General features: G+C 58.9%; 26 protein-coding genes. 17 read left to right on the forward strand and 9 right to left on the reverse strand.

The window, feature by feature from the left end:
* The first annotated feature begins 65 nt into the window (after positions 1-65).
* Positions 66-461: a lysozyme inhibitor LprI family protein gene (locus tag ACMYSN_RS05515; RefSeq protein ID WP_462497309.1), complete on the forward strand. Its 396-nt coding sequence runs from the start codon at positions 66-68 to the stop codon at positions 459-461.
* Here the strand turns inward: ACMYSN_RS05515 and rutR are convergent.
* Positions 458-1096, reverse strand: coding sequence for an HTH-type transcriptional regulator RutR (rutR, locus tag ACMYSN_RS05520; RefSeq protein ID WP_123753775.1), 639 nt, complete (start codon positions 1094-1096; stop codon positions 458-460). The genes ACMYSN_RS05515 and rutR overlap by 4 nt on opposite strands.
* Positions 1097-1380: 284 nt before the next feature.
* Here rutR and rutA point away from each other — a divergent pair, with 284 nt between their 5' ends.
* Genes rutA through rutG form a run of 7 tightly spaced genes read left to right on the forward strand, consistent with a single transcriptional unit; the run spans position 1381 to position 6801 of the window.
* Positions 1381-2472 carry a pyrimidine utilization protein A gene (rutA, locus tag ACMYSN_RS05525; protein WP_462498204.1) on the forward strand — a complete coding sequence of 364 codons (1092 nt, stop codon included), beginning with the start codon at positions 1381-1383 and terminating at the stop codon, positions 2470-2472.
* On the forward strand, positions 2472-3182 hold the full coding sequence (gene rutB, locus ACMYSN_RS05530) for a pyrimidine utilization protein B (protein WP_123753773.1): 711 nt from the start codon (positions 2472-2474) through the stop codon (positions 3180-3182). Before rutA ends, rutB begins: the two co-directional genes overlap by 1 nt.
* Entirely contained in the window at positions 3175-3570 is a 396-nt protein-coding gene (rutC, locus tag ACMYSN_RS05535) for a pyrimidine utilization protein C (RefSeq protein ID WP_123753772.1), read from the forward strand. The genes rutB and rutC overlap by 8 nt, the downstream gene beginning before the upstream one ends.
* Positions 3567-4352 carry a pyrimidine utilization protein D gene (gene rutD, locus ACMYSN_RS05540; RefSeq protein WP_462497310.1) on the forward strand — a complete coding sequence of 262 codons (786 nt, stop codon included), beginning with the start codon at positions 3567-3569 and terminating at the stop codon, positions 4350-4352. Before rutC ends, rutD begins: the two co-directional genes overlap by 4 nt.
* Positions 4353-4365: 13 nt before the next feature.
* Positions 4366-4956 carry a nitroreductase family protein gene (locus ACMYSN_RS05545; protein WP_462497311.1) on the forward strand — a complete coding sequence of 197 codons (591 nt, stop codon included), beginning with the start codon at positions 4366-4368 and terminating at the stop codon, positions 4954-4956.
* A 9-nt stretch (positions 4957-4965) separates the two neighbouring features.
* Positions 4966-5460, forward strand: coding sequence for an NADH-dependent FMN reductase RutF (rutF, locus tag ACMYSN_RS05550; protein WP_123753769.1), 495 nt, complete (start codon positions 4966-4968; stop codon positions 5458-5460).
* Between the two features lie 21 nt (positions 5461-5481).
* Positions 5482-6801 carry a pyrimidine utilization transport protein G gene (rutG, locus tag ACMYSN_RS05555; RefSeq protein ID WP_123753768.1) on the forward strand — a complete coding sequence of 440 codons (1320 nt, stop codon included), beginning with the start codon at positions 5482-5484 and terminating at the stop codon, positions 6799-6801.
* Positions 6802-6950: 149 nt separating this feature from the next.
* Here rutG and ACMYSN_RS05560 read toward each other — a convergent pair whose 3' ends face one another.
* Positions 6951-7124 carry a con-10 family general stress protein gene (locus ACMYSN_RS05560; protein WP_004860412.1) on the reverse strand — a complete coding sequence of 58 codons (174 nt, stop codon included), beginning with the start codon at positions 7122-7124 and terminating at the stop codon, positions 6951-6953.
* Positions 7125-7504: 380 nt separating this feature from the next.
* On the opposite strand from ACMYSN_RS05560, the gene wrbA reads away from it, so the two are divergent.
* Positions 7505-8101 carry an NAD(P)H:quinone oxidoreductase gene (gene wrbA / locus ACMYSN_RS05565; protein ID WP_123753767.1) on the forward strand — a complete coding sequence of 199 codons (597 nt, stop codon included), beginning with the start codon at positions 7505-7507 and terminating at the stop codon, positions 8099-8101.
* A 20-nt stretch (positions 8102-8121) separates the two neighbouring features.
* The gene (locus ACMYSN_RS05570; RefSeq protein WP_123753766.1) at positions 8122-8349 is read left to right on the forward strand and encodes a YccJ family protein; all 228 of its coding nucleotides are present in this window, start codon (positions 8122-8124) and stop codon (positions 8347-8349) included.
* 80 nt (positions 8350-8429) lie between these two features.
* On the opposite strand, the gene agp is transcribed toward ACMYSN_RS05570, so the two are convergent.
* The gene (gene agp, locus ACMYSN_RS05575) at positions 8430-9677 is read right to left on the reverse strand and encodes a bifunctional glucose-1-phosphatase/inositol phosphatase (protein WP_462497312.1); all 1248 of its coding nucleotides are present in this window, start codon (positions 9675-9677) and stop codon (positions 8430-8432) included.
* A gap of 109 nt (positions 9678-9786) precedes the next feature.
* On the reverse strand, positions 9787-10146 hold the full coding sequence (locus ACMYSN_RS05580) for a winged helix-turn-helix transcriptional regulator (RefSeq protein ID WP_462497313.1): 360 nt from the start codon (positions 10144-10146) through the stop codon (positions 9787-9789).
* Between the two features lie 102 nt (positions 10147-10248).
* Between ACMYSN_RS05580 and ACMYSN_RS05585 the strand changes: the two genes are divergently transcribed.
* Positions 10249-10998 (forward strand): SDR family oxidoreductase, encoded by a 750-nt coding sequence (locus ACMYSN_RS05585; RefSeq protein WP_462497314.1) that lies wholly within the window; start codon positions 10249-10251, stop codon positions 10996-10998.
* 20 nt (positions 10999-11018) lie between these two features.
* Here ACMYSN_RS05585 and ACMYSN_RS05590 read toward each other — a convergent pair whose 3' ends face one another.
* Positions 11019-11243, reverse strand: coding sequence for a hypothetical protein (locus ACMYSN_RS05590; RefSeq protein WP_462497315.1), 225 nt, complete (start codon positions 11241-11243; stop codon positions 11019-11021).
* A 245-nt stretch (positions 11244-11488) separates the two neighbouring features.
* Between ACMYSN_RS05590 and ACMYSN_RS05595 the strand changes: the two genes are divergently transcribed.
* A complete protein-coding gene (locus ACMYSN_RS05595) occupies positions 11489-11611 on the forward strand; it encodes a small membrane protein (RefSeq protein ID WP_123753761.1) in 123 nt (40 codons plus the stop codon).
* A 98-nt stretch (positions 11612-11709) separates the two neighbouring features.
* On the opposite strand, the gene ACMYSN_RS05600 is transcribed toward ACMYSN_RS05595, so the two are convergent.
* Both ACMYSN_RS05600 and ACMYSN_RS05605 read right to left on the reverse strand, forming a co-directional pair.
* A complete protein-coding gene (locus ACMYSN_RS05600) occupies positions 11710-13101 on the reverse strand; it encodes an APC family permease (RefSeq protein ID WP_462497316.1) in 1392 nt (463 codons plus the stop codon).
* Positions 13102-13455: 354 nt separating this feature from the next.
* Positions 13456-14874: a glutamine synthetase family protein gene (locus ACMYSN_RS05605; protein ID WP_123753759.1), complete on the reverse strand. Its 1419-nt coding sequence runs from the start codon at positions 14872-14874 to the stop codon at positions 13456-13458.
* Between the two features lie 226 nt (positions 14875-15100).
* Here ACMYSN_RS05605 and puuD point away from each other — a divergent pair, with 226 nt between their 5' ends.
* From puuD to ACMYSN_RS05625, 4 genes are all read left to right on the forward strand, one after another.
* Positions 15101-15853: a gamma-glutamyl-gamma-aminobutyrate hydrolase gene (gene puuD, locus ACMYSN_RS05610; protein WP_462497317.1), complete on the forward strand. Its 753-nt coding sequence runs from the start codon at positions 15101-15103 to the stop codon at positions 15851-15853.
* Positions 15854-15878: 25 nt separating this feature from the next.
* A complete protein-coding gene (gene puuR, locus ACMYSN_RS05615) occupies positions 15879-16436 on the forward strand; it encodes an HTH-type transcriptional regulator PuuR (protein WP_123753757.1) in 558 nt (185 codons plus the stop codon).
* A 257-nt stretch (positions 16437-16693) separates the two neighbouring features.
* On the forward strand, positions 16694-18181 hold the full coding sequence (gene puuC, locus ACMYSN_RS05620; protein ID WP_462497318.1) for an aldehyde dehydrogenase PuuC: 1488 nt from the start codon (positions 16694-16696) through the stop codon (positions 18179-18181).
* Positions 18182-18183: 2 nt separating this feature from the next.
* Positions 18184-19464, forward strand: a complete 1281-nt coding sequence (locus ACMYSN_RS05625) for an NAD(P)/FAD-dependent oxidoreductase (protein ID WP_462497319.1) — start codon at positions 18184-18186, stop codon at positions 19462-19464.
* Here the strand turns inward: ACMYSN_RS05625 and ACMYSN_RS05630 are convergent.
* Positions 19461-20450, reverse strand: coding sequence for a LysR substrate-binding domain-containing protein (locus ACMYSN_RS05630; RefSeq protein WP_462497320.1), 990 nt, complete (start codon positions 20448-20450; stop codon positions 19461-19463). The two genes, ACMYSN_RS05625 and ACMYSN_RS05630, sit on opposite strands and share 4 nt — an antisense overlap.
* 82 nt (positions 20451-20532) lie before the next feature.
* Here ACMYSN_RS05630 and ACMYSN_RS05635 point away from each other — a divergent pair, with 82 nt between their 5' ends.
* A complete protein-coding gene (locus ACMYSN_RS05635; protein ID WP_462497321.1) occupies positions 20533-21633 on the forward strand; it encodes an isocitrate/isopropylmalate dehydrogenase family protein in 1101 nt (366 codons plus the stop codon).
* 18 nt (positions 21634-21651) lie between these two features.
* On the opposite strand, the gene ptsP is transcribed toward ACMYSN_RS05635, so the two are convergent.
* Positions 21652-24153 (reverse strand): phosphoenolpyruvate--protein phosphotransferase, encoded by a 2502-nt coding sequence (gene ptsP / locus ACMYSN_RS05640; RefSeq protein ID WP_462497322.1) that lies wholly within the window; start codon positions 24151-24153, stop codon positions 21652-21654.
* Between the last annotated feature and the right edge of the window lie 206 nt (positions 24154-24359).

A 24359-nucleotide genomic window follows, 5' to 3' on the forward strand; every position in this document is an offset into this window, starting at 1 on the left:
ACACCAGCCCAAAGCTGTGCTTAATTAAAGCTCCCCGACGGGAGCTTTTTTATGGGAGAAAACCAATGAAACGTACTGTAATTGCCCTTGCCGCCCTGCTGGTAAGCGGACAGGCGCTGGCGGACGAATGCGCCAGTGCCAGCACGCAAGCTGAAATGAACCAGTGTACGGCGGCGCAGTATCAGGCAGACGATCAAAAACTCAATCAAACCTATCAGGAAGCGCTGAAGCGGGCCTCAGGCAAGCAGCAGGAGATGTTGAAAAAAGCACAGCTGGCCTGGATTGCGCTGCGCAACGACGACTGCGCGTTCCTCGTCTCCGCAGCGGATGGCGGCAGCGTCCAGCCGATGTTGCTCAATCAATGCATGGCGGATAAAACCGTCGAGCGCGAATCGTTCCTCGCCTCGCTCCTGCAGTGCGAAGATGGCGATCAGAGCTGCCCGCTGCCCCCGGCCAATTAACGTACCCGGATCCCTTCAATGATCATCCGCTGAACGTTATCCACGGTTTGTTGAAAAAAGGCCTCGTCGCGTAACGTTGCGCCGGTTACCGCCTCGATCTGAGTGGCAAAATCGGCGTAATGCTGCGTGGTGGCCCAGATCATAAAGATCAGGTGCTGCGGATCCACCGGCGCCAGTTTGCCGCTCTCAACCCAGCCAGAGACAATCGCCGACTTTTCATCCACCAGGGTTTTCAGATCCCCGGTCAGCTCGCCCATCAGCAACGGCGCGCCCTGCAACATCTCCAGACAGAACAACCGCGAGGCCTGCGGATAATCGCGGGAAACCTCCAGCTTCAGGCGGATGTACTCACGGATCGCCACCAGCGGACTGATATCCTCACGAAACGCCCGCAGCGGCGCGAGCCAGATAGTCAGAATCTGTTGCAGCACCGCGACATACAGCGCCTCTTTCGACGGGTAGTAATAGAGCAGATTGGTCTTTGATACCCCCGCCAGGTCAGCCACCTGCTCAAGCCGCGTCCCGTGAATACCAAATTGTGAAAAGGCGTCCAGTGCTGCGGCCAGGATCGCCTCTTTTTTGGCGTTCACCGCCTGTACCCGCTTGCCGGTTTTTTTCACAGCGCCCTGCGCCATACGTCATCTCCTGTAATCAACGCCCTCAGCATAGCAAAAGCCCAACGCCGACACGACGTTATGCACCCCAATTGCGCATGACTGCCGTTTTTTCGTGCACTCTTTTTGACCATTCAGTCCACTTTTTCAATCGACACACTCAGCAACCAACGTGCAACACATTAATAACATTAGTTTTTGAAAAACTGGCATCGAGTTTGCTTTATCTTTCAGGCGAGGTGACCAGGGAGATGCAGGATGCAGCACCACGCGCCTTCTTCTTCCCCGACTGCAGAGAGGTACGTATGAAAATTGGTGTCTTCGTTCCGATTGGTAATAACGGCTGGCTGATCTCCACTCACGCTCCGCAGTACATGCCGACCTTTGAGCTGAATAAAGCGATCGTTCAGAAAGCCGAGCACTACCACTTTGATTTCGCACTGTCGATGATCAAGCTGCGCGGCTTCGGCGGCAAAACTGAATTCTGGGATCACAACCTCGAATCCTTCACCTTAATGGCCGGACTGGCGGCGGTGACCTCGCGGATCCAGATCTATGCCACCGCCGCCACCCTTACCCTGCCCCCGGCGATCGTTGCGCGCATGGCCTCCACCATCGATTCCATCTCCGGCGGACGCTTCGGGGTCAATCTGGTGACCGGCTGGCAAAAACCGGAATACGATCAGATGGGCATCTGGCCCGGCGACGAATACTTCTCTCGTCGCTATGAGTATCTCACCGAATATGTTCAGGTGCTGCGCGACCTCTGGGGCACCGGGTACAGCGACTTTAAAGGTGACTACTTCACCATGAACGACTGCCGGGTCAGCCCGCAGCCGTCGCAGCCGATGAAGGTGATCTGCGCCGGACAGAGCGACGCGGGCATGGCCTTCTCCGCGCAATACGCCGACTACAACTTCTGCTTCGGCAAAGGGGTGAACACCCCCACCGCCTTTGCCCCTACCGCGGCACGCATGATGCAGGCGGCAGAAAAAACCGGTCGCGACGTCGGCTCGTACGTGCTGTTTATGATTATCGCCGACGAAACCGACGAGGCGGCGCGCGCCAAATGGGAACACTACAAAGCCGGTGCCGATGACGACGCTCTGGCCTGGCTCACCGAACAGAGCCAGAAAGACACCCGTTCCGGCAGCGACACCAACGTGCGCCAGATGGCGGACCCGACCTCGGCGGTCAATATCAACATGGGCACGCTGGTCGGCTCCTACGCCAATGTCGCCCGCATGCTCGACGAGGTGGCGACGGTGCCGGGCACCGACGGCGTGCTGCTCACCTTTGACGATTTCCTGCTCGGCATTGAAGCCTTTGGCGAGCGTATCCAGCCGCTGATGCGTTGCCGCGACGCTGTTTCCACCGTTACCCGCGAGGTTGCCTGATGATTACCCTTCCCGCCCGTCCGGAATCCCTGACTTTCCCGGCGCAGAACAGCGCGCTGATCGTCGTCGATATGCAAAACGCCTATGCCAGCCAGGGCGGCTACCTCGACCTCGCCGGGTTTGACGTCTCCGCCACCCGGCCGGTGATCGACAATATCAATACCGCCGTTGCCGCAGCCCGCGCCGCCGGCATGCTGATTATCTGGTTCCAGAACGGCTGGGACGAACAGTACGTCGAAGCCGGCGGCCCCGGTTCGCCGAATTACCATAAATCGAACGCCCTGAAGACCATGCGTAACCGCCCGGAGCTGCAGGGCAAACTGCTGGCGAAAGGCGGCTGGGACTACCAGCTGGTCGATCAACTGCAACCGCAGCCCGGCGATGTGGTGCTGCCGAAACCGCGCTACAGCGGCTTTTTCAACACCCCGCTCGACAGCATCCTGCGCAGCCGCGGCATTCGCCACCTGGTGTTTACCGGGATTGCCACCAACGTCTGCGTGGAATCGACCCTGCGCGACGGCTTCTTCCTTGAGTATTTCGGCATCGTGCTGGAAGACGCCACCCACCAGGCTGGCCCGGCCTTCGCCCAGCAGGCCGCATTGTTCAATATCGAAACCTTTTTCGGCTGGGTCAGCGATGTCGCCAGCTTCTGCGAGGCGCTGGAGCCCGCCGCCCCGCTCTCATTCCCGGAGGAGAAACGTTATGCCTAAACAGGTCATTATACCGCCCGGCACCACCACGCCGATTGCCCCTTTTGTTCCCGGCACCCTGGCCGACGGGGTGGTCTATGTCTCCGGCACGCTGCCGTTTGATAAACAAAATAATGTGGTTTATCCCGGCGACCCAAAGGCGCAAACCCGCCACGTCCTCGATACCATCAAAACGGTGATCGAAACGGCGGGTGGCAGTATGGAGGATGTGACGTTCAACAGCATCTTTATCACCGACTGGAAAAACTACGCCGCGATTAACGAAGTCTATGCTGAGTTTTTCCCCGGTGATAAACCGGCGCGTTTTTGTATCCAGTGCGGGCTGGTCAAGCCTGAGGCGCTGGTCGAAATCGCTACCGTCGCCCACATCGGGAAACCAGCCTTATGAAACTGAATATCTCCCCAGCCCCTTTCGATGGCGCACCGGTGGTGGTGCTAAGCGCGGGTTTAGGCGGCGCGGGCAGCTACTGGCTCCCGCAGCGCGCGGTGCTGGTGGAGCGGTATCAACTGGTGAGTTATGACCAGAACGGCACCGGTGAAAATGCCGGCCCGCTGCCCGCCGGTTACAGCATGGCGGCGATGGCGCTGGAGCTTAAGCAAGCGCTGCAGGCGGCGAGCATCACCCGCTTTGCCTTCGTCGGCCACGCCCTGGGCGGCCTGATTGGGCTCCAGCTGGCGCTCGACTTTCCGCAGGCGGTCAGCGCGCTGGTGCTGGTTAACGCCTGGCTGAGCCTCTCGCCGCATACCCGCCGCTGTTTCCAGGTGCGCGAACGCCTGCTGCACGCCGGCGGCGCCCAGGCGTGGGTCGAAGCCCAGCCGCTGTTCCTCTACCCGGCAGAATGGATGGCCGCCCGCATGCCGAGGCTGGAAGCGGAAGATGCGCTGGCCCTCAGCCACTTCCAGGGTAAAGACAACCTGCTGAAGCGCCTGCATGCGCTGAAAGAGGCCGATTTTTCACGCCGGGCGGCCCAGCTTGCCTGCCCGACGCTGATCGTCAGCGCCAATGACGATTTGCTGGTTCCCGCCTCCTGTTCCCGTAGCCTGGCGACAGCGATACCGAACAGCCAGCAGGTGGAGATGGCCTGGGGAGGACACGCCTGTAACGTGACCGATGCCGGGACCTTCAACCCCATTTTATGCGACGGACTGGCCGCGATGCTGGCCCCGTAATTAAGGAAAATCTATGAGCGAAAGCATTAGCCAGAACGCGCGGGACACCCTGTTCACTCACGCCAGAACCCATAACAGCTGGCTGGATCAACCGGTCACTGATGAGGTACTGCGCGACATTTACGACCTGATGAAAATGGGGCCAACCTCCGCCAACTGCTCCCCGGCGCGGATCCTGTTTGTCCGCACCCCGGAAGGCAAAGCGCTGCTGCGCCCGACGCTCTCCAGCGGTAACCTCGAAAAAACCATGACCGCCCCGGTGACAGCGGTCGTCGCCTGGGATAGCGCCTTCTACGATCGCCTGCCCGAGCTGTTTCCCCACGGCGACGCCCGCAGCTGGTTCACCTCCAGCCCGCAGCTGGCGGAGGAGACCGCCTTTCGCAACAGCTCGCTGCAGGCGGCGTATCTGATTTTCGCCTGCCGCGCCCTCGGGCTGGATACCGGCCCGATGTCGGGATTCGATCGCCAGAAGGTCGATGCGGCGTTCTTCGCCGACAGCGGCTGGCAGAGCAACCTGCTGATCAATATCGGCTATGGCGACGCCGGCAAGCTGTATGGCCGCCTGCCGCGTCTTTCGTTTGATGATGCCTGCCAGCTGGCGTAAGGAGCCCCCATGTCCGTAGCGGATAAACAGCATTTTCGTGACGCCATGGCGCAGGTCGGCGCGGCGGTCAACATTATCACCACCGACGGTCCGGCGGGACGCGCCGGGTTTACCGCCAGTGCGGTCTGCAGCGTCACCGATACGCCGCCGACCCTGCTGGTGTGCCTGAACCGCTCGGCCTCGGTGTGGCCGACCTTCAATCAGCATCAGGCGCTGTGCGTCAATACGCTGGCGGCCGGGCAGGAGTCGTTATCTAACGTCTTTGGCGGCAAAACCCCGATGGCGGAGCGCTTTGCCGCCGCCGCATGGCAAACCGGTCTTACCGGCTGTCCACGGCTGGTCGATGCGCTGGTCAGCTTCGACTGCCGTATCAGCCAGATAGTCAGCGTCGGCACCCACGATATTTTGTTCTGTGAAGTCGCCGATATTGTCAGACACCCAGAGCCGCGCGGGCTGATGTGGTTCGACCGCGGCTACCACACGCTCATGCGTCCAGCCTGTTAACCTCAAACCCGGGATATCATCATGGCACTTTTCGATTTTCCTCGCTGGCAGTTGACCTCCCCCTCCGCCGCGTCCGGCGTTGTGGCCCCCGATGAACGGCTTTCCTTCGGGCAGACGATGGTGATGGGCGTCCAGCACGCGGTGGCAATGTTTGGCGCCACGGTGCTGATGCCGATTCTGATGGGGCTGGATCCGAACCTCGCGATTTTGCTCTCCGGCGTCGGGACCCTGCTGTTTTTTGTGGTCACCGGCGGCCGGGTGCCCAGCTATCTTGGCTCCAGCGCCGCTTTCATCGGAGTGGTGATCGCCGTCACCGGCTTTAACGGCCAGGGGCTGAACCCGAATCTTAGCGTCGCGCTCGGCGGGATCATCGCCTGCGGCCTGGTGTATACCCTGATTGGCCTGGTGGTGATGAAAGTCGGCACCCGCTGGATCGAACGGCTAATGCCGCCGGTGGTGACCGGCGCGGTGGTGATGGCTATCGGCCTGAACCTCGCGCCTATCGCCGTGCGCAGCGTCTCGGCCACGGCCTTCGATGGCTGGATGGCGGTGCTGACCGTACTGTGCATTGGACTGGTGGCGGTGTTTACCCGCGGAATGGTGCAGCGACTGCTGATCCTCGTCGGCCTGATCGTTGCCTGTGCGCTGTACGCGCTGCTGGCGAACGTGTTCGGACTGGGTAAGCCGCTCGATTTTAGCCTGCTGGAACAGGCCGCGTGGTTCGGCATGCCGCACTTCACCGCCCCGACCTTTAGCGGTCCGGCGATGATGCTAATTGCCCCGGTGGCGGTGATCCTGGTGGCGGAAAACCTCGGGCACCTGAAGGCGGTCGCCGGTATGACCGGGCGCAATATGGACCCGTACATGGGGCGGGCGTTCGTCGGTGACGGGCTGGCAACCATGCTCTCCGGCGCGGTTGGCGGCAGCGGGGTGACCACCTACGCGGAAAATATCGGGGTGATGGCGGTGACCAAAGTCTACTCCACGCTGGTGTTCGTGGCGGCGGCGGTGATTGCGATACTGCTCGGCTTCTCGCCGAAGTTTGGCGCCCTGATCCACACCATTCCCGGACCGGTGATCGGCGGAGCATCGATCGTGGTGTTCGGCCTGATTGCGGTGGCCGGTGCGCGTATCTGGATCCAGCACCGGGTGGATTTGAGCCTGAACAGCAACCTGATTATGGTGGCGGTCACGCTGGTGCTCGGCGCCGGCGATTTTGCCCTCTCCCTCGGCGGCTTTACCCTCGGCGGTATCGGGACAGCCACCTTTGGCGCCATCCTGCTCCACGCCCTGCTTAACCGTCGTGCACCGGAAACGGCGCAGTCCAACGTGCCCGTGTAACTCCCTTCTGTGCGCCGGGGCGACGGTACCCACCGTGCCGTTCGCCCGGCATACAGGCATAAAAAAACCGCCGGTAGAGACCGGCGGCGGGGAGGATATGGCGGGTGCCCAGGAGATTAACGCCACATCACAAACAGTCAGCCTGCTCGTCAGCTATGACGGTTGCCGTGACTGTTTTTCCCTCCTTTTTTGCCAGCTTCCGACGCGCGTTGAGGATCGTTTTTGAAGTTCCCCCCGCTATGCTGGCCACCTTTGCGACCTGCTTCTGATGCTCTTTCACGGTCCTCGGCAAAGTTGCCGGAACCGCCACGATGGTTTGCCATCACTGACCTCCACTTGGTTAGACATCATCTTGCGTTACCGGCAGCGCCTGGCCCTGCAGCGCAGCATAGGGCATGGCCATTGTGGTGCTGCGTACTGTTAAGCGTAGTGAATGAAACGCATTCACCTGGCGAATAGAAACATTTTGCAATACCTGTCGGGGTAAAACAGCCCCTCCCTCGCCCGCGTCACGCTAAGCGTTTCTTATGGCTCACGAAAAGCCGTCTGGTAAAGATGTTTCTTTTTGCGACAGCGCCACTTTTTGCAATTTTGTTATAAATCAAATAAATGATTGTTAGATTTGCACTCTTAGCCAGACGCCTTATCTTTAAAGGTAGCCAGTCGATTGGCTGGTCTCAAACGCAACCGAGGAGTGATGCAAATGGCTAAAATTCTGGTGCTTTATTATTCAATGTATGGACACATCGAAACCATGGCTCATGCCGTCGCCGAAGGGGCGAACAAAGTCGATGGCGTTGACGTGGTCGTGAAGCGCGTGCCGGAAACTATGCAAGCAGAGGCGTTTGCCAAAGCAGGCGGGAAAACGCAGAATGCGCCCGTCGCCACGCCGCAGGAACTGGCAGAGTACGACGCCATCATCTTTGGTACCCCAACACGTTTCGGCAATATGTCCGGACAGATGCGCACCTTCCTCGATCAGACCGGTGGCCTGTGGGCATCGGGTGCACTGTACGGCAAACTGGCCAGCGTCTTCTGCTCCACCGGTACCGGTGGCGGGCAAGAACAAACCATTACCTCCACCTGGACGACCCTGGCCCATCACGGGATGGTGATTGTGCCAATCGGCTACGGCGCGCAGGAACTCTTTGATGTGTCGGCGGTTCGCGGCGGTACGCCGTATGGCGCGACCACCATCGCCGGCGGCGACGGTTCACGTCAGCCAAGTCAGGAAGAGCTGGCGATTGCCCGCTATCAAGGTGAACACGTCGCAGGACTGGCAGTTAAATTACACGGCTAACCTTCAGCAGGAGGATGTGCATGCCAACTCAAGAAGCGAAGACCCACCATGTGGGCGAATGGGCAAGTTTACGTAATACCTCTATCGAGATCGCCGAGGCGATTTTCGAATTAGCCAAATACGATGAAAAGCTAGCAGAAAAAATCTGGGAAGAAGGCAGCGACGAAGTGCTCTCTTTGGCCTTCGCCAAAACGGACAAAGACGCGCTGTTCTGGGGCGAACAAACCATCGAGCGTAAAAACGTCTGACGCAAAACGCCCCGGTATCGCTACCGGGACGCCAGTACTGAGAACCGGAGCGGCCAGCAGGCCGTCCGGTTTTTTTATGCCTATTTTGCCGCTTCGTTCATCACCTGCTTAAAGGTTGCCATCGGGCAGAAACCGTCGGCATCCACCGGGCAGCCATTAAGCGCCAGGGTCACCCGCTGCGGTGGCGATTGCAGGGTTAATGGTTCAGCATTGCGCAGCTGTGAGGTGCTTTGATAGACGTACTCAATTTTCATCAGCTCGCGATTGCTGCCGCTGTCATGCCAGCGCTGGAAGACGATTTTGCCGCCGATGGGGGTACGCTCATACTGGTTATGCAGCTGATAAGGCTTGAAGTCCAGCGCGGTCAGCAAAGAGGCGATATTGGAATCGTGCCCCACCAGCAGCGTCACTTTGGCCGCCTGCTGCTCATCGCTGACCAGCGCCTTATCGATATATTTCACCAACGGTTTAGCCACGTTGCGCGCCACCTCTGGCGAGGTAAACAAGCTGTCCTGATAGCCGTTTTTCAGCTTCGACAGCACCTGCCACTGCTTATCGCTTTTGATCTCTCCCCACGCCACCTGGTCCAGCGGGAAACCTTCGTAATACTGCAACGTGAAGGCGTCGACCAGCGAGTTGCCCACTTTCAGCGGCCCGGAAACCCCCGGCTCCTGTTGGTATTTGGCGCTAAAAGTATCTTTCGCGGCGCTTAACTCACACACCTGCTTCTCTTTGCAGGAGGGTGAATTTTGGTAATCCGTCATTTCCTCGAGCAGCTTGTAGCTGTCGGTCAGCTGCATGCCCTGACGCTCTTTGGTCATCGCCTGCACCGCTTTTTCGCTGAAGGCGGCGGAATCTTCGGTGATCACCGGGTTAAACGTCGGGTCCATGGTGCCCATTTGCGGCTGGTGATGAACCGTCACGCCGCAGCCGGGAAAGGCGCCGGTGATAAAGAACTGGGCGGTGGCGACGGTCCGTTGCAGGCTGTTGGCGTAAGCGTAAACCGCGTTGTCCGGCGGGCACTCACCGCTGGTCACCAGTCCCTGCTGGGCCAGCCATTCACGCATATAGTGCCCCATGTACACTTCGAGCACCCCGCCTTTGGTGGTCAGTTGACCGCCGGGAACATCCCACTCCGGCCACGATTTTGGCGTCGATTGTTCCAGTACGCTGCCGTTATTGGCCAGCGGCGCGCGCAGGTTGTGGCGGCTCATGATCAACACCTGCTGCAGCTGATAACCCTGCGGTGCCACCGCGTCCTGCGCCTGGGCTGCGGCGGATAGCACCAGCGCCTGGACCACGATACCTGCGAGTAGACTCTTTCTCATCCCTTTATCCTCAGTCATTTTCATCGCTTCTATTGTGGCAAATTAATGACATTTTTCCGCCTCGGCGCTCGCAAACTGAGGCACCGGGAGTAATTTTTATCCACCCGCTTTAACGCCTGAGCAGATGACCGTGCTGGCTCATCCACTCCGCCAGCGGCTGTAACGCGCTGCGCATCGACAGCCCCAGCTCGGTTATCTGATATTCCACCCGAGGGGGGATTTCTGCATAGACGCAGCGCGACACCAGCCCGCGCTGCTCGAACAAGCGGAGCTGACGGGTCAGCTCTTTTTGCGTGATGGGCGCCGCCGCCCGCAGCAGTTCGCCGAAGCGCACCGGCGCATTGAGGACGATCAGCCGGTAGAGGATCGGGATCGCCCACTTCCCGGCAATCAGATTAACAAAGTCGGTCATCGGGCAAGATGAGTGCCCCAAATTTTTTTCATCGACGCTCACCGCGGTCTTCGCCATAGCACACCTTTTGCCTCGTTAGTATCCAATTGGTACCTGGTATCCTTTGGATACTAAAGCTTTTATAGTCCCATTTCCAGAGACCCAATCAGGAGCATCATCATGGGACGTTTAACAGGAAAATATACGCTGATTACCGGGGGCACCAGCGGCATCGGCCTCGCCACCGCGCAGGAGTTTATTGCCGAAGGGGCGCAGGTAGCGGTTACCGGCCGCCAGCATGCGGCGCGCGAACAGGCGCAGGCGCTGCTGGGAGAAAACGCATGGGTTATTGCGGCTGATGCCGGTGACGCCGCCGGGCAGCACCAGCTGGCGGAGACCCTGAGCGCACGCTGGCCGCGGCTGGATGCGGTGTTTATCAACGCCGGTGACGTGACCCACGGCGCCTTTGGTGAATGGCGCGAGGAGGAGTGGGATCGGCTGATGAACATTAACCTCAAAGGACCGTTCTTCTTGCTGCAGGCCCTGCTGCCGCTGCTTGCCAACCCCGCGTCGGTGATTCTGTGCGGATCGGTCAGCGCTCATATCGGCTTGCCGACCAGCAGCGCCTACGCCGCCAGTAAATCCGGGCTGCTATCGCTGGCGCGTACCCTGTCGGCGGAGCTGCTGACGCGCGGCATTCGCGTGAATGGCCTGAGCCCCGGCCCGGTTCGCACCCCGGCGCTGGATAAGCTGGGCCTCAGCGCGCAGGCCATGAGCGCCCTGCAGGAGGAGATCAAGAACCTGGTGCCGGTCGGACGCATGGGCACGCCGCAGGAGCTGGCCAAAGCCGCGCTGTACCTGGCATCGGATGAGTCCAGCTACGTTGTTGGCAGCGAGCTCCTGGTGGATGGCGGGACGAAAAATCTCTGATCCCTTGATGGCGGCGGGCGTTACTCCGGCAGCGGGACCGCCGCCAGGGTGCAGATGGCTTCATGCTGTCCGCCGCGGCGATCGAGCATCACCACTTTGTCGCCGGCTTTTTTGCCTTCACAGGGCTTTAATACCTGGTCCATAACCCGTTCGCGGGTTTGCTGGCTCTCTGACTCCGCCACAGTGGTAAAAGAGGTCAGGATCAAGGTCAGCCCAAGCAGGCTGACGATAGATTTATTACACATGCATTGTTCTCAGATAATTCTCAATCAGGTACAGGGTAACAGCCTGAAGGTCTTACGTCTGTAAAATCAGTTAACGGATTGTTTCTCAGCGATAAAATTGGCTGGCATGCTAGTCACAAAAACCATATCACCCTGATTTACGTCGAATTTATCACTGCAACATGTCACATTTCAGACACATCCTGATGCTATCGTGGCGGCAAATTTATAGAGTTCGTGTTTTCCACTCAAGCCCAGGATCGCTTATGTCCGGTATTATTCTCATTGTTGTCGCGGTCATTTTGCTGGGGGTTGCACTTTACAGTCTGGTGTCATACATCAAAGAACGCCGCGCCAGTCAGCTCCCTTTCCATAAAAAGAAAAAGTAGCCCCGCTCAGTTGGTCACAACGTATAAAAAAAGGCTGGACACCTTAGTGACCAGCCTCAGACGCTATGTTGGTTGTTACTCCCGCTCAGCCTGAACGACTACGATTCCCACGCCCGCTCCGCTTTCGCCGCATCAAACTGCGGCGGCGGCTGACGGAAACGCCGGGTTAAATAGGTCAAATACAGCAGCCCCACCGCGCCCCAAACCAGCCCCAGCGTTAACGATGTCGCCTCGAGGTTGATCCACAGCACCGCCACCGTCGCGGCGCCGATCAGCGGCAGAATCAGATAGTGCAGGCGATCCTTCCACGTTTTGTTATAGCCCTTGCGCCGCCAGAAGTGGTTGAACACCGACAGGTTAACGAAGGTAAAGGCCACCAGCGCGCCGAAGTTGATCAGCGCCGTGGCGGTGACCAGGTCGAAGAACAACGCTGACAGCGCCACTACCCCAACCATCAGCACGTTCAGCGCCGGCGTCCGCCACTTCGGATGCACATAGCCGAAAATACGTTCCGGGAAGACGTTATCCCGCCCCATGACGTACAGCAGACGCGACACGCTGGCATGCGATGCCAGGCCCGACGCCAGGGTATTCACGAAGGTGGTGCACAGGAAAATTGACTGGAACAGCTTGCCGCCGACATACAGCGCAATTTCCGGCAGCGCCGCATCCGGGTCCTTAAAGCGGCTGATATCAGGGAAAAAGAGCTGCATAAAGAACGAGGCGACGATAAAGATAATCCCGCCGTACACCGCCGTCAGGAAAATCGCTTTCGGGATTGTCCGCGCGGCGTCCGGGGTCTCTTCTGACAGCGTCGTCACTGCGTCAAAGCCAAGGAACGAGAAGCAGACGATCGTCGCCCCGGTAATAATCGGGATCAGATGCGCGTTCTGGCTGATAAACGGCTGCAACGACCATACGGTGCCAACCCCTTCCCCTTTGTGCAGCCCCTGCACCACCAGGAAGATAAACACCACCATGATCGCAATCTGCACCAGCACAAACAGGGTATTAAAGTTCGCCACCAGGTTAACGCTTTTAAGATTCGCCGCCGTCAGAATCACGACAAACCCCACCACCCAGATCCACGGCGGCACTTCCGGGAACAGCGCCGACAGATAGATCTTCGCCAGTAAGACGTTAATCATCGGTAAGAACAGGTAATCGAGCAGCGATGACCAACCCACCATAAAGCCGACGTGAGGACTGATCGACTTCTGCGCGTAGGTGTACGCTGACCCGGCCTCCGGGAACTGCCGCACCAGCTTACCGTAACTGATCGCGGTAAACAGCACCCCGGCCAGCGCCAGAAGATAGGAAGCGGGCACGTGGCCGTTGCTGATGCCGGACACAATCCCGAAGGTATCAAATACCGACATCGGGGTGAGATAGGCCAGCCCCATCACCACCACTTGCCACAGCTTGAGCGACTTGCGCAGGCCGGGTTTGCCAGCGGTAGACGACACATCGAGCGAGGAGTTAGCAACCATGAGCATCCCCCCCCATGCAAACGTCGGTTTGTGCGCACAATGATCGGGTGACAAACCTGCTTAACAGGGGGGTAAAGCATAAAAAATCGTTCAGGACAGACCGACGAGCGGCGGTTGATTCGGACATCTTGCGGCCTTCATGGCCCCCTTCTCCCTGCGGATATTTGAACATCGGCATCATCTCTTTCCTCGTCACACACTGTGTCGTTAACTGAAGCCCGGTATCGCCTGCGCTCCTTTACGCGACATCCGGGAAATCGCTGGACTACCAGCAAAAACGTCCGACCAGGCTCCGCTCAGGCCGTATGATGCAACTTTATCGCTCGACGGTAGTGGCCCCTTACGGGGCAACCATCAGGCGTTTTTCAACATCCACTCAATTTCGGTTTCGGTGATAAGCCGTTCAAACTGCATTAATTCATCATTCTTACAGGCGTGATAAACGTGGCAGAAGCGCTCACCCAGGCGCGCGCGCAGGCTATCGTTTTGCATAAACTCCCACAGTGCATCGCTTTGACGGATCGGGAACGGCAGCCCTTCCTGTTCCAGGCCGTTGCCTTCCACTTCTTCCTGCAGCGGCAGCGTATTGTCCAGCCCGTGCAATATGCCGGCGAAAATCGCCGCCATCACCAGATACGGGTTGGCATCCGCCCCCGCCACGCGATACTCCACGCGGTGGTTCTGACGATCGCCACACGGGATCCGCAGCGCTACGGTGCGGTTGTTATGCCCCCAGGAGGCCTGGGTCGGGACATACATCCCCGGCTGGAAACGACGCCACGAGTTAACGTTCGGCGCCAGCAGCGCCATCGACGACGGCATCAGGTCAATCATCCCGGCCAGCGCGCGTTTCAGCAGCGCAGAATCCTCGCCGTCGGCGTCCGCCAGCACGTTTTCGCCCCGGTGGTTTTGCATGCTGATATGGATGTGCATCCCGCTGCCAGCGTGCTCTTCATAGGGCTTGGCCATAAAAGTGGCATGCATCTTATGCTTCTCGGCCATCAAACGCACGAGGCGTTTTAACGCCAGCGCATCATCGCAGGCATCGAGCACGTTATCGGTATGGTGAAGGTTGATTTCAAACTGACCCGGAGAGGCTTCAGCCACCGCGCCATCGGCCGGAATCAGCTGCAGCTGGGCCAGTTCATCGATGTCATTGAGCACGTCGGCGAAGTGGTTAAGGTTGTCCACCGAGTAGACCTGGCTCTGGGTGTTGCGATCGCCGGTGCCCGGCGCGCAAGGCGGCTGTAGATAACCTTCGGCATCACGTTTACGATCCAGTAAATAGAACTCCAGCTCTACCGCTACCACGGGGAACAATCCGCGCTGGCGCAGCTGCTGCCAGAGGCGGTTAAGCACGTTCCGCGGCTCAACGTCAAAGGGAGCGCCATCTTCATCCACCATCGTCAGCTGTACCTGAGCGATAGATTGCGGATCGGCAGCCGACGGGGTTAAGGTCCCCGGCACCGGAATGCAGGAACGATCCGGTTCGCCCATATCCTGGCCAAGACCGGCCTCTTCCACCACATTGCCAAGAATATCCATGGCAAAAACCGACGCCGGGAAGTAGCAGCCTTTTTCCAGTTTGCTCAGGCTGGAGACCGGAATACGTTTGCCACGGAAGCAGCCGTTCAGGTCGGTCAGCAACACATCGACATACTGCGTCTCAGGATAACGCTCAAGGTAGCGCTTCACCTCATGAGTGAATGCGCTGCCCCGTCTCTCTTCTGACTGCTGAACAAAATTCTCAACTTCTACAATATTGGTTTCCATCATTCACCGCCGTTGTGTTGGTTTCGGACCGCTGGCTATCTTGCCGTTAAATATAATGTCCACCACTCGAATGTGTATGCAAACAAAATGTTTGTCAAATGTTAAATTAAGTTTGCAAACGGCTATTTGCGCTGCTAGATTGAGAAAATATTGAACGATATGGCCATTTGGCACGCTAAACGGTCATTATTTAGTCCACTTTGTGAGGGCGATCATGGAAAATATAATGTACAGACCAGTTATTGGTGTCGTGATGTGCAGGAACAGGCTGAAGGGTCACCAGACCCAGACTCTGCAAGAAAAGTACCTGAATGCCATTATTAACGCCGGAGGGTTGCCGATTGCCCTGCCGCACGCGCTGGCCGAGCCGGAAATGCTTGCCGCGTTGTTACCGAAACTGGATGGCATCTACCTGCCAGGCAGCCCTAGCAATGTGCAGCCGCACCTTTATGGTGAAAACGGCGATGAGCCTGACGCCGATCCCGGGCGTGATCTTCTGAGCATGGCATTGATTAACGCCGCGCTCGAAAGGCGCATCCCCATTTTCGCCATCTGCCGTGGGTTACAGGAACTGGTTGTCGCCACCGGAGGGACTCTGTATCGTCGTCTTTTCGAACAGCCGGAACTCCTTGAGCATCGCGAAGATCCGGAGCTGCCGGTTGAGCAACAATATGCCCCCTCTCACGAAGTACTGGTTCAGGAAGGAGGATTACTTTCTCAGTTAATACCGGGCTGCAACACGTTTTGGGTAAACTCGCTACATGGGCAGGGAGCACGCACCGTAAGCTCACGTCTGCGCGTCGAAGCTCGTTCTTCGGATGGGCTGGCTGAGGCGGTCAGCGTCACCGACCACCCTTTCGCGCTGGGCGTGCAATGGCACCCAGAATGGAACAGTAGCGAATACGCCCTCTCGCGTTTGTTGTTTGAAGGTTTTATCACCGCCTGTCAGAACCACATGGCTGAAAAGCAGCGGCTCTGACCATTACAGTTAAGGAAATGCAAATATGAGCGATGACGGCCTGGCGCCAGGAAAACGTCTGTCAGCGATCCGCCAACAGCTGGGTCTCTCACAACGTCGTGCCGCCGAACTGTCTGGGTTAACACATAGTGCCATCAGCACCATAGAACAGGACAAAGTCAGTCCTGCCATCAGTACGCTGCAAAAGCTGCTGAAAGTTTATGGGCTGTCGCTCTCGGAATTCTTTTCTGAACCAGAAAAACCTGATGAACCCCAGGTGGTGATTAATCAGGATGACCTTATCGAAATCGGCAGTCAGGGGGTTTCGATGAAGCTGGTCCACAATGGAAATCCGAACCGTACGCTGGCGATGATTTTTGAAACTTACCAGCCTGGAACCACGACCGGGGAGAGGATCAAACATCAGGGTGAGGAAATAGGCACCATACTGGAAGGTGAAGTCGTACTGGAGATGAACGGCCAGTCGTATCATCTGGTGGCTGGACAGAGCTATGCCATTAATACCGGCATACCGCACAGTTTCAGCAATACCTCGGCAGGCGTCTGCCGAATTATCAGTGCCCATACTCCCACCACATTCTGATTTTTTAGCCTGAGACTATCTCAGGCTTTCTTCAGGCCAGCGCCGTCGGAAGTCCTTTTTCCCGCGGCGCGAAGAACACGCAAATATGCTGCTGCGCAACGATTCTGCTGCGTCGTGCGGCGGCTTATTTCCTGCGGGCCAGACTAATACATAGGCGCAAATAAAACGCGCAATAACGGTATCTGACCCCGGGGACGCCCTACGCCCTGCACGGTCCGGCATGCCTACAATTCGATTATGTGATTAAGGAGTCTTATATGGATTTCAAACATCTGGCCTGGTGGCAGGATAAAGCGAAAAGCATGGAGATTGAAACGCGGTTATTTATTAATGGCGACTATTGCTCTGCTGTCGATAATACCACGTTTGAAACCATCGACCCCGCCGCACAGCAGACCCTGGCGCACGTTGCCCGGGGCAAAAAGGCCGACGTCGAACTCGCCGTGCAGGCCGCCCGTCGCGTGTTCGATCGCGGTGACTGGTCCCAGGCCTCGCCGGCGCAGCGCAAAGCCGTGCTCAACAAGCTGGCGGACCTGATGGAGCTTCATCGTGAAGAGCTGGCGCTGCTGGAAACCCTCGATACCGGGAAGCCGATCCGCCACAGCCTGCGCGACGATATTCCAGGCGCCGCCCGCGCCATCCGCTGGTACGCCGAAGCCATCGACAAAGTGTATGGCGAAGTGGCCCCCACTGGCGCTAATGAACTGGCGATGATCGTCCGCGAACCGGTTGGCGTCATTGCCGCCGTGGTGCCGTGGAACTTCCCTCTGCTGCTGGCCTGCTGGAAGCTTGGGCCGGCGCTGGCAACCGGCAACAGCGTGATCCTCAAACCGTCAGAAAAATCCCCGCTGACCGCCCTGCGTCTGGCCGGACTGGCGAAAGAGGCCGGCCTGCCGGATGGCGTGCTGAACGTGATCAGCGGCTACGGCCACGAAGCGGGTCAGGCCCTGTCGCTGCATCCCGACGTCGAAGTGCTGACCTTTACCGGCTCCACCCGGACCGGCAAACAGCTATTAAAAGATGCCGGCGACAGCAACATGAAACGCGTCTGGCTGGAAGCGGGCGGCAAGAGCGCCAACATCGTCTTTGCCGACTGCCCGGACCTGCAAAAAGCGGTTAACGCCACCGCAGGCGGCATCTTCTACAACCAGGGCCAGGTCTGCATCGCCGGCACCCGTCTGCTGGTCGAAGCGAGCATCGCCGACGAGTTCCTGCGCCGCCTGCAGGAGCAGGCGCGCCTCTGGCAGCCGGGCAACCCGCTGGATCCCGAGACCACCATGGGGATGCTGATCGATAACACCCATGCCGACAGCGTGCACAGCTTCATCCGCGTCGGAGAAAGTCACAGCACCTTGCTGCTCGACGGGCGCAAAAATCCGTGGCCCGCCGCCGTCGGCCCGACGATTTTCGTCGACGTTGACCCGGCTTCCCCGCTGAGCCGCGAGGAGATTTTTGGCCCGGTGCTGGTGGTAACCCGCTTCACCTCGGAAGAGGAAGCCCTGCGCCTCGCCAATGACAGCGATTACGGCCTGGGCGCCGCGGTCTGGACCCGCGATCTTTCCCGCGCCCACCGGATGAGCCGTCGTCTGAAAGCCGGCTCCGTGTTTGTGAACAACTATAACGATGGTGACATGACCGTGCCGTTTGGCGGGTATAAGCAGAGCGGCAACGGACGAGATAAGTCGCTGCACGCGCTGGAAAAATTCACCGAACTGAAAACGATATGGATGACTCTGGAGTCTTAATCATGACCGAACATACCACCAGTTATTACGCCGCCAGCGCCAACAGCTACGAACCCTTTCCGACGCTGAGCGAATCCATCAGCTGCGATGTCTGCGTTGTCGGCGGCGGCTATACCGGCCTCTCTTCGGCCCTGCATCTGGCCGAAATGGGCTACGACGTGGTACTGCTGGAAAGCGCGCGCATTGGCTTCGGCGCCAGCGGGCGCAACGGCGGCCAGTTGGTCAACTCCTACAGCCGCGATATCGACGTGATTGAAAAAACCTACGGCCCCGACGCGGCACGCATGCTCGGCAGCATGATGTTCGAAGGCGGCAATATTATTCGCGAGCGCATCCAACGCTATCAGATCCAGTGCGACTACCGCCCCGGCGGCCTGTTTGTGGCGATGAACCACAAACAGCTGGAAACCCTGGAAGAGCAGAAAGCGAACTGGGAACGCTACGGTAACCAGCAGTTGGAGCTGCTGGACGCCAGCGCCATCCGCCAGGAAGTCAACAGCGACCGCTACACCGGCGCCCTGCTCGACCATAGCGGCGGGCATATTCATCCGCTGAACCTGGCTATCGGCGAAGCGGATGCCATTCGCCTTAACGGCGGCCGGGTGTACGAGCAGTCGCCGGTCACCCGCATCCAGCACACCAGCCCGGCGGTGGTGACCACCGCCAAAGGCCAGGTCACCGCCCGCTACGTGATCGTCGCCGGCAACGCCTACCTTGGCGATAAAGTCGAGCCAGAACTGGCCAAACGCAGCATGCCGTGCGGCACCCAGGTCGTCACCACCGAACCGCTTTCGGAGGAAGTAGCGCGCTCGCTGATCCCGAAAAACTACTGCGTGGAAGATTGTAACTACCTGCTGGATTACTACCGTCTGACCGGCGACAACCGCCTGCTGTACGGCGGCGGCGTGGTCTACGGCGCCCGTGACCCGGACGACGTCGAGCGCCTGATTATGCCGAAGCTGCTGAAAACCTTCCCGCAGCTGCAAGGGGTGAAAATTGACTATCGCTGGACCGGCAACTTCCTGCTGACGCTCTCGAGGATGCCGCAGTTTGGCCGCCTCGATAACAACATCTATTACATGCAGGGCTACAGCGGGCACGGCGTGACCTGTACCCACCTCGCCGGACGGCTGATCTCCGAGCTGCTGCGCGGGGATGCCGAACGCTTCGACGCCTTTGCCAACCTGCCGCACTATCCGTTCCCCGGTGGTCGCAGCTTGCGCATTCCGTTTACCGCTATGGGCGCGGCCTACTACAGCCTGCGCGATCGGCTGGGCGTTTAATCCCCTCTGCCGACGGCGCCCGCCGTCGGCAACCTTGCCTCACTCTCCTGTTCTGGCAGGCTCTGGGGGAAATGCTGCTGAAAGTAGTGGCGCAAAAACTCCACGCAGATGCGAATTTTCGCCGAGGTCGCCAGCCGCGACACGTACACCGCCCAGATGCTGGCGGGCTGATAATACTCCGGCAGCAGATGCAGCAGATTGCCGCTGGCGATATTCTCCCTGACGTCCCACCACGATCGCAGCGCGATCCCCTGGCCCCCCAGACACCACTGGTGGACGATTTCGCCGTGGTTCGACGACAGCGGCCCGGTCACTTTAATCGCGTGTTCCCCTTCTTTATCGTGCAGCTGCCAGACGCCAAACGGCCGGTCGCGCTCTTTGATCACCAGGCAAGGTAGCGCGGCAAGGTCACTCAGCTGCTTTGGCCGGGAGTGACGGGCCGCAAACTCCGGCGAGGCGCAGAGAATACGGTGATTGGTAGCCAGCTTGCGGGCAATCAGATGGGGAGCGATATCGTCCCCCACGCGGATATCCAGATCGACCCCCTCATTGGCTAAATCCACCAGCCGGTCGGCGACATCAAAACGGATCTCCAGTTGCGGATAGCACTGGGCCAACTCAGACAACGCCGGAGCGACCACCCGGCGACCAAAGCCAAAACTGCTGATAATCCGCAGCGTCCCCTGCGGCACCTGCCGTACGTCTGAGAGCTCATCCATCATCTGGTCGACATCCTGCAAAATGCGCTGCCCCCACTCGTAGATACGCTCTCCCTCTTCGGTGATGGCGACCCGGCGGGTGGTGCGGTGCAGCAGCTGGACATTGAGCGTTTGCTCCAGCAACGATACCCGCTTGCTGACAAACGCCGGCGAAACGCCCAGCTCTTCGGCGGCGGCGGCAAAACCGGCGCGACGGGCAACCAGCATAAAGACGCGTAAATCGTTCAGCAGCGGCAGATTATTCATGATTCGTGTTTTATGTTTCACCAGTTGACGGGATTAATTATGAATCAGTCAATTATAGGATAGCGGTGAAGTCAATTTTCCTTACCGCAAACTGAGAACAACGATGAATAAAACCCTACGTATTGCCGCCATCCCCGGCGATGGCATCGGTAAAGAAGTGCTGCCTGAGGGCATTCGCGTACTGCAGGCCGCCGCCGAACGCTGGGGGCTGGCGTTAAGCTTCGAGCACATTGAATGGGCCAGCTGCGATTATTACGCCCGGCACGGAAAAATGATGCCCGACGACTGGCAGGCGCAGCTAAAACCGTTCGATGCTATCTATTTCGGCGCGGTCGGCTGGCCTGATATTGTGCCGGATCACATCTCCCTGTGGGGTTCGTTGCTGAAGTTCCGCCGCGAGTTCGACCAGTACGTCAACCTGCGCCCGGTGCGCCTGTTCCCTGGGGTTCCCTGCCCGCTGGCAGGTAAGCAGCCCGGCGATATCGATTTTTACGTGGTGCGCGAGAATACCGAAGGTGAATATTCCGCCCTCGGTGGGCATGTTAATCCTGGGACCGAGCATGAAGTGGTGATTCAGGAGTCGGTGTTTACCCGCCGCGGCGTGGACCGGATCCTGCGCTACGCCTTTGAGCTGGCGCAAAGTCGCCCGCGCAAGACGTTAACGTCGGCGACCAAATCCAACGGCCTCGCCATCAGCATGCCGTTTTGGGACTCGCGGGTTGAAACCATGGCTCAGCACTATCCGCAGGTACAGTGGGATAAGCAGCATATTGATATTCTGTGCGCCCGTTTTGTGCTGCAGCCGGAGCGTTTTGACGTGGTGGTCGCCTCAAACCTGTTCGGCGATATCCTCTCCGACCTCGGCCCGGCCTGCACCGGCACCATCGGGATCGCCCCGTCGGCAAACCTCAATCCAGATCGCACCTTCCCGTCGCTGTTTGAAGCGGTCCACGGCTCGGCGCCGGATATCTACGGTAAAAATATCGCCAACCCCATCGCCACCATCTGGGCCGGGGCGATGATGCTCGATTTCCTCGGCAACGGAGATGCGCGTTATCGGGCCGCCCATAACGGCATTCTGGCAGCGATTGAGCAGACCATCGCCAGCGGCCCGAAAACGCCGGATATGCAGGGCAGCGCCTCCACCCAACAGGTGGGCGCGGCAATTTGCCAGGCGCTCGGCCCCCCGGTGGCGCTGCGCTGACCGGGGAGGACGTCCGGGTTACAGCTCCAGCTCCCGCTGCAGTAGCGCGGCAATCGCCTCGCTGCTTTCGGCGGTCACCAGCGATTGCCGGAACGCTTCGTGCATAATGCGTCGCGCCAGCCGCGAGAAGATCCGCATATGCTGGTCGCCGGCGGAATGCTTGTTGAGGGTCAGCATAATCACAAACTGCGCCTCGTCATCACCCCACACCACCGGCTGCGCCAGACGCGCCACGCTAATGGTCGACTGCTCGATATGCTCTGACTTGCTGTGCGGGATGGCAAAACTAAAACCTAAACCGGTGGAAAATACCGCCTCGCGGGCCCACAGGTCGGCCTCCAGCTTGCGCGGGTAACGGCAGCGCCCGGCCAACAGCAAGTTATCGGTCATGCCTTTGATCACCTCTTCTTTACTGCGCCAGTCGCTGTTCAGCGTAATGCACTGGGCGGTAATCAGCGGCGCATCCTGCTGGGTCATGCGGAACTGGGCCAGCAGATGCTCCACCTCCAGCGAGGTGCGACACCGCATCGCCTGATTCAGCAACTGCCGACAGGCGCGGCTATCGAGCTGTGCCAGACGCGCTTTGGTGGCCGGGATCGACGGCGCGCTCATGCTCAGCTCGTCCAGCCCCAGCCCCACCAGCAGCGGCAACACCGACCCTTTGGCCCCCAGCTCGCCGCACAGGCCGATCCATTTCCCCTGCCGATGCACCGCCTGAACCGCATAATCCAGCGCGCGTAAAAATGCCGGATTAAGGCTGTTATAGTGACGCGTCACCCTGGCGTTATCGCGATCCACCGCCAGCAGATACTGGGTCAGGTCGTTGCTGCCGATGCTAAAGAAATCAATCTCTTCACAGCACTGGTCGATGATAAACATCACCGACGGCACTTCAAGCATAATCCCGAACGGGATCGTCTCATCAAACGGAATGTGTTCGCTGCGTAGCGACTGTTTGGCATCCGCCAGTTGCTCCTTCACCCATAAAATCTCCTCCATTGAGGAAATCATCGGGATCATGATCTTCAGCGAACCATGCGCCGACGCGCGCAAAATAGCCCGCAGTTGGGTACGGAACAGCGCCTGATACTCTTCATAGATCCGCACCGCCCGGTAGCCGAGGAACGGGTTGTTCTCCGCCGGAATATTAAGGTAGGACACGGGCTTATCGCCGCCGATATCCATGGTGCGAATGATAATGCTGCGTCCGTTGGCCGGCTCCAGCGCCTGGCAAAAAATATTGTAGAGCTCGTTTTCCGACGGCGCGCTCGGGCGATCCATATACAGCATTTCGGTGCGGAACAGCCCCACCGCCTGCGCGCCGTGACCGAACGCCGCCGCGGCCTCAACAGAGTGCGCGATATTCGCCGCCACTTCTACGCGAATGCCGTCTTCGGTGCGGCCCGCTTTATCCAGCCAGGCCTGCTGCTGCTGGTGTATCTGCTCCTGCACCCAGGCTTCCTGCCGATAGTAACGCGCCACCGCCTCGTCCGGCTGCACCACCACCAGACCGGCGTTGCCGTCGATCTGCACCGGCCGATCAACCCACGGCAACAGCGCCGCCATATCCACCCCCACCAGGGTCGGAATATTGAACGACCGCGCGAGGATCACCGTATGTGAAGTGGTGCCGCCGCTGCGCAGCAGCAGGCCTTTGAGCAGCGTTTTATCCAGCTCCAGAAACTGGCTGGGGGTTAACTCATCGGCAAGGCACACGGAGGCTTGCGTCAGTTTGCCCGGCGCCGGAAAGCGCGATTCGCCATAGATGTGCTGCAGCAGCTGGAAGCAGACATCGCGAACGTCCAGCACCCGCTCCTGCAAATAAGCGTTCCCGGAGGCGCTGAACTGCGTGCAAAAATGTTCGCCAGTGGCGACGATCGCCTCGGCACAGCTCAGGCCGGTCAACAGCCCGCCCAGCAGGTGCTGGCGCAGGGAGGCGTCGGTCGCCAGAGAGCGATGCGCGTCGAGGATCGCGCTGGCGGTACCGTCGTTGTCCAGCAGCCGAAACTCGATATTTTTGACCAGCAGCGTCAGGCCGTTATCCAGCAACGCCTGCTCCTGCTCGATGCTCCCCGCTGCGGGCAGCGTCCCGGTGTCGCGCAGATCCAGCGATTTCAGGTGCGTGAGCACGCCCCCGGCGCTGCCCGCGCAGACCGGTAACGCGTGGAACAGGGTCGGATTAAGACCGGACAGCGATTGCGGCACCGGCTGGATATCCACCTTGTCCGCCGTCGGCAGCGGCGTATCGCAGTGCGGAAATTCATCACGCATAAACGTCGACAGCGCATCGAACGCCTGCTGCTGGTCCTGACCCTCAATAAGCAACTGGCAGCCATCCCCTTTGATGGTATTCGTGCCAATAATCGCCAGCGCGCTTTTAGCATTACCGCGCCCGTCGCTGCGGGTATTGACCCATTCGACCGAAGACGAAAACCGGTTGCACAGCGTTTCAACCAGACTTGCCGGTCGCGCATGGACGCCATTGGGCAAATCACAAATGAATTCAATTACCAGAGCCATCGCCTTCCTCCTGAGCAATGCGTGAGTTATTCAAAAGGTAAAGAATGTCTTTGCCAGTCACTACACGACAAAACTGGCAATTACTGGACAATTGTATGCTTCGTTCGTTTTTATGCCCGCCATCACAAATCGCGTATCAAAATGATTCAATGCCCCAGCAAGACTAAGATTTGAGGTGGATCGCAATTTTCCGCTCACCTTACAAA

The sequence above is a fragment of the Klebsiella sp. R445 genome (genome assembly GCF_051131755.1).
Lineage (GTDB): Bacteria > Pseudomonadota > Gammaproteobacteria > Enterobacterales > Enterobacteriaceae > Klebsiella > Klebsiella lignicola.

Bases quoted from the DNA above. Each gene is read 5' to 3' on its own strand.
- ACMYSN_RS05515 (WP_462497309.1), top strand. From the start codon at position 66: ATGAAACGTACTGTAATTGCCCTTGCCGCCCTGCTGGTAAGCGGACAG.
- rutR (WP_123753775.1), bottom strand. From the start codon at position 1,096: ATGGCGCAGGGCGCTGTGAAAAAAACCGGCAAGCGGGTACAGGCGGTG.
- rutA (WP_462498204.1), top strand. From the start codon at position 1,381: ATGAAAATTGGTGTCTTCGTTCCGATTGGTAATAACGGCTGGCTGATC.
- rutB (WP_123753773.1), top strand. From the start codon at position 2,472: ATGATTACCCTTCCCGCCCGTCCGGAATCCCTGACTTTCCCGGCGCAG.
- rutC (WP_123753772.1), top strand. From the start codon at position 3,175: ATGCCTAAACAGGTCATTATACCGCCCGGCACCACCACGCCGATTGCC.
- rutD (WP_462497310.1), top strand. From the start codon at position 3,567: ATGAAACTGAATATCTCCCCAGCCCCTTTCGATGGCGCACCGGTGGTG.
- ACMYSN_RS05545 (WP_462497311.1), top strand. From the start codon at position 4,366: ATGAGCGAAAGCATTAGCCAGAACGCGCGGGACACCCTGTTCACTCAC.
- rutF (WP_123753769.1), top strand. From the start codon at position 4,966: ATGTCCGTAGCGGATAAACAGCATTTTCGTGACGCCATGGCGCAGGTC.
- rutG (WP_123753768.1), top strand. From the start codon at position 5,482: ATGGCACTTTTCGATTTTCCTCGCTGGCAGTTGACCTCCCCCTCCGCC.
- ACMYSN_RS05560 (WP_004860412.1), bottom strand. From the start codon at position 7,124: ATGGCAAACCATCGTGGCGGTTCCGGCAACTTTGCCGAGGACCGTGAA.
- wrbA (WP_123753767.1), top strand. From the start codon at position 7,505: ATGGCTAAAATTCTGGTGCTTTATTATTCAATGTATGGACACATCGAA.
- ACMYSN_RS05570 (WP_123753766.1), top strand. From the start codon at position 8,122: ATGCCAACTCAAGAAGCGAAGACCCACCATGTGGGCGAATGGGCAAGT.
- agp (WP_462497312.1), bottom strand. From the start codon at position 9,677: ATGAGAAAGAGTCTACTCGCAGGTATCGTGGTCCAGGCGCTGGTGCTA.
- ACMYSN_RS05580 (WP_462497313.1), bottom strand. From the start codon at position 10,146: ATGGCGAAGACCGCGGTGAGCGTCGATGAAAAAAATTTGGGGCACTCA.
- ACMYSN_RS05585 (WP_462497314.1), top strand. From the start codon at position 10,249: ATGGGACGTTTAACAGGAAAATATACGCTGATTACCGGGGGCACCAGC.
- ACMYSN_RS05590 (WP_462497315.1), bottom strand. From the start codon at position 11,243: ATGTGTAATAAATCTATCGTCAGCCTGCTTGGGCTGACCTTGATCCTG.
- ACMYSN_RS05595 (WP_123753761.1), top strand. From the start codon at position 11,489: ATGTCCGGTATTATTCTCATTGTTGTCGCGGTCATTTTGCTGGGGGTT.
- ACMYSN_RS05600 (WP_462497316.1), bottom strand. From the start codon at position 13,101: ATGGTTGCTAACTCCTCGCTCGATGTGTCGTCTACCGCTGGCAAACCC.
- ACMYSN_RS05605 (WP_123753759.1), bottom strand. From the start codon at position 14,874: ATGGAAACCAATATTGTAGAAGTTGAGAATTTTGTTCAGCAGTCAGAA.
- puuD (WP_462497317.1), top strand. From the start codon at position 15,101: ATGTACAGACCAGTTATTGGTGTCGTGATGTGCAGGAACAGGCTGAAG.
- puuR (WP_123753757.1), top strand. From the start codon at position 15,879: ATGAGCGATGACGGCCTGGCGCCAGGAAAACGTCTGTCAGCGATCCGC.
- puuC (WP_462497318.1), top strand. From the start codon at position 16,694: ATGGATTTCAAACATCTGGCCTGGTGGCAGGATAAAGCGAAAAGCATG.
- ACMYSN_RS05625 (WP_462497319.1), top strand. From the start codon at position 18,184: ATGACCGAACATACCACCAGTTATTACGCCGCCAGCGCCAACAGCTAC.
- ACMYSN_RS05635 (WP_462497321.1), top strand. From the start codon at position 20,533: ATGAATAAAACCCTACGTATTGCCGCCATCCCCGGCGATGGCATCGGT.
- ptsP (WP_462497322.1), bottom strand. From the start codon at position 24,153: ATGGCTCTGGTAATTGAATTCATTTGTGATTTGCCCAATGGCGTCCAT.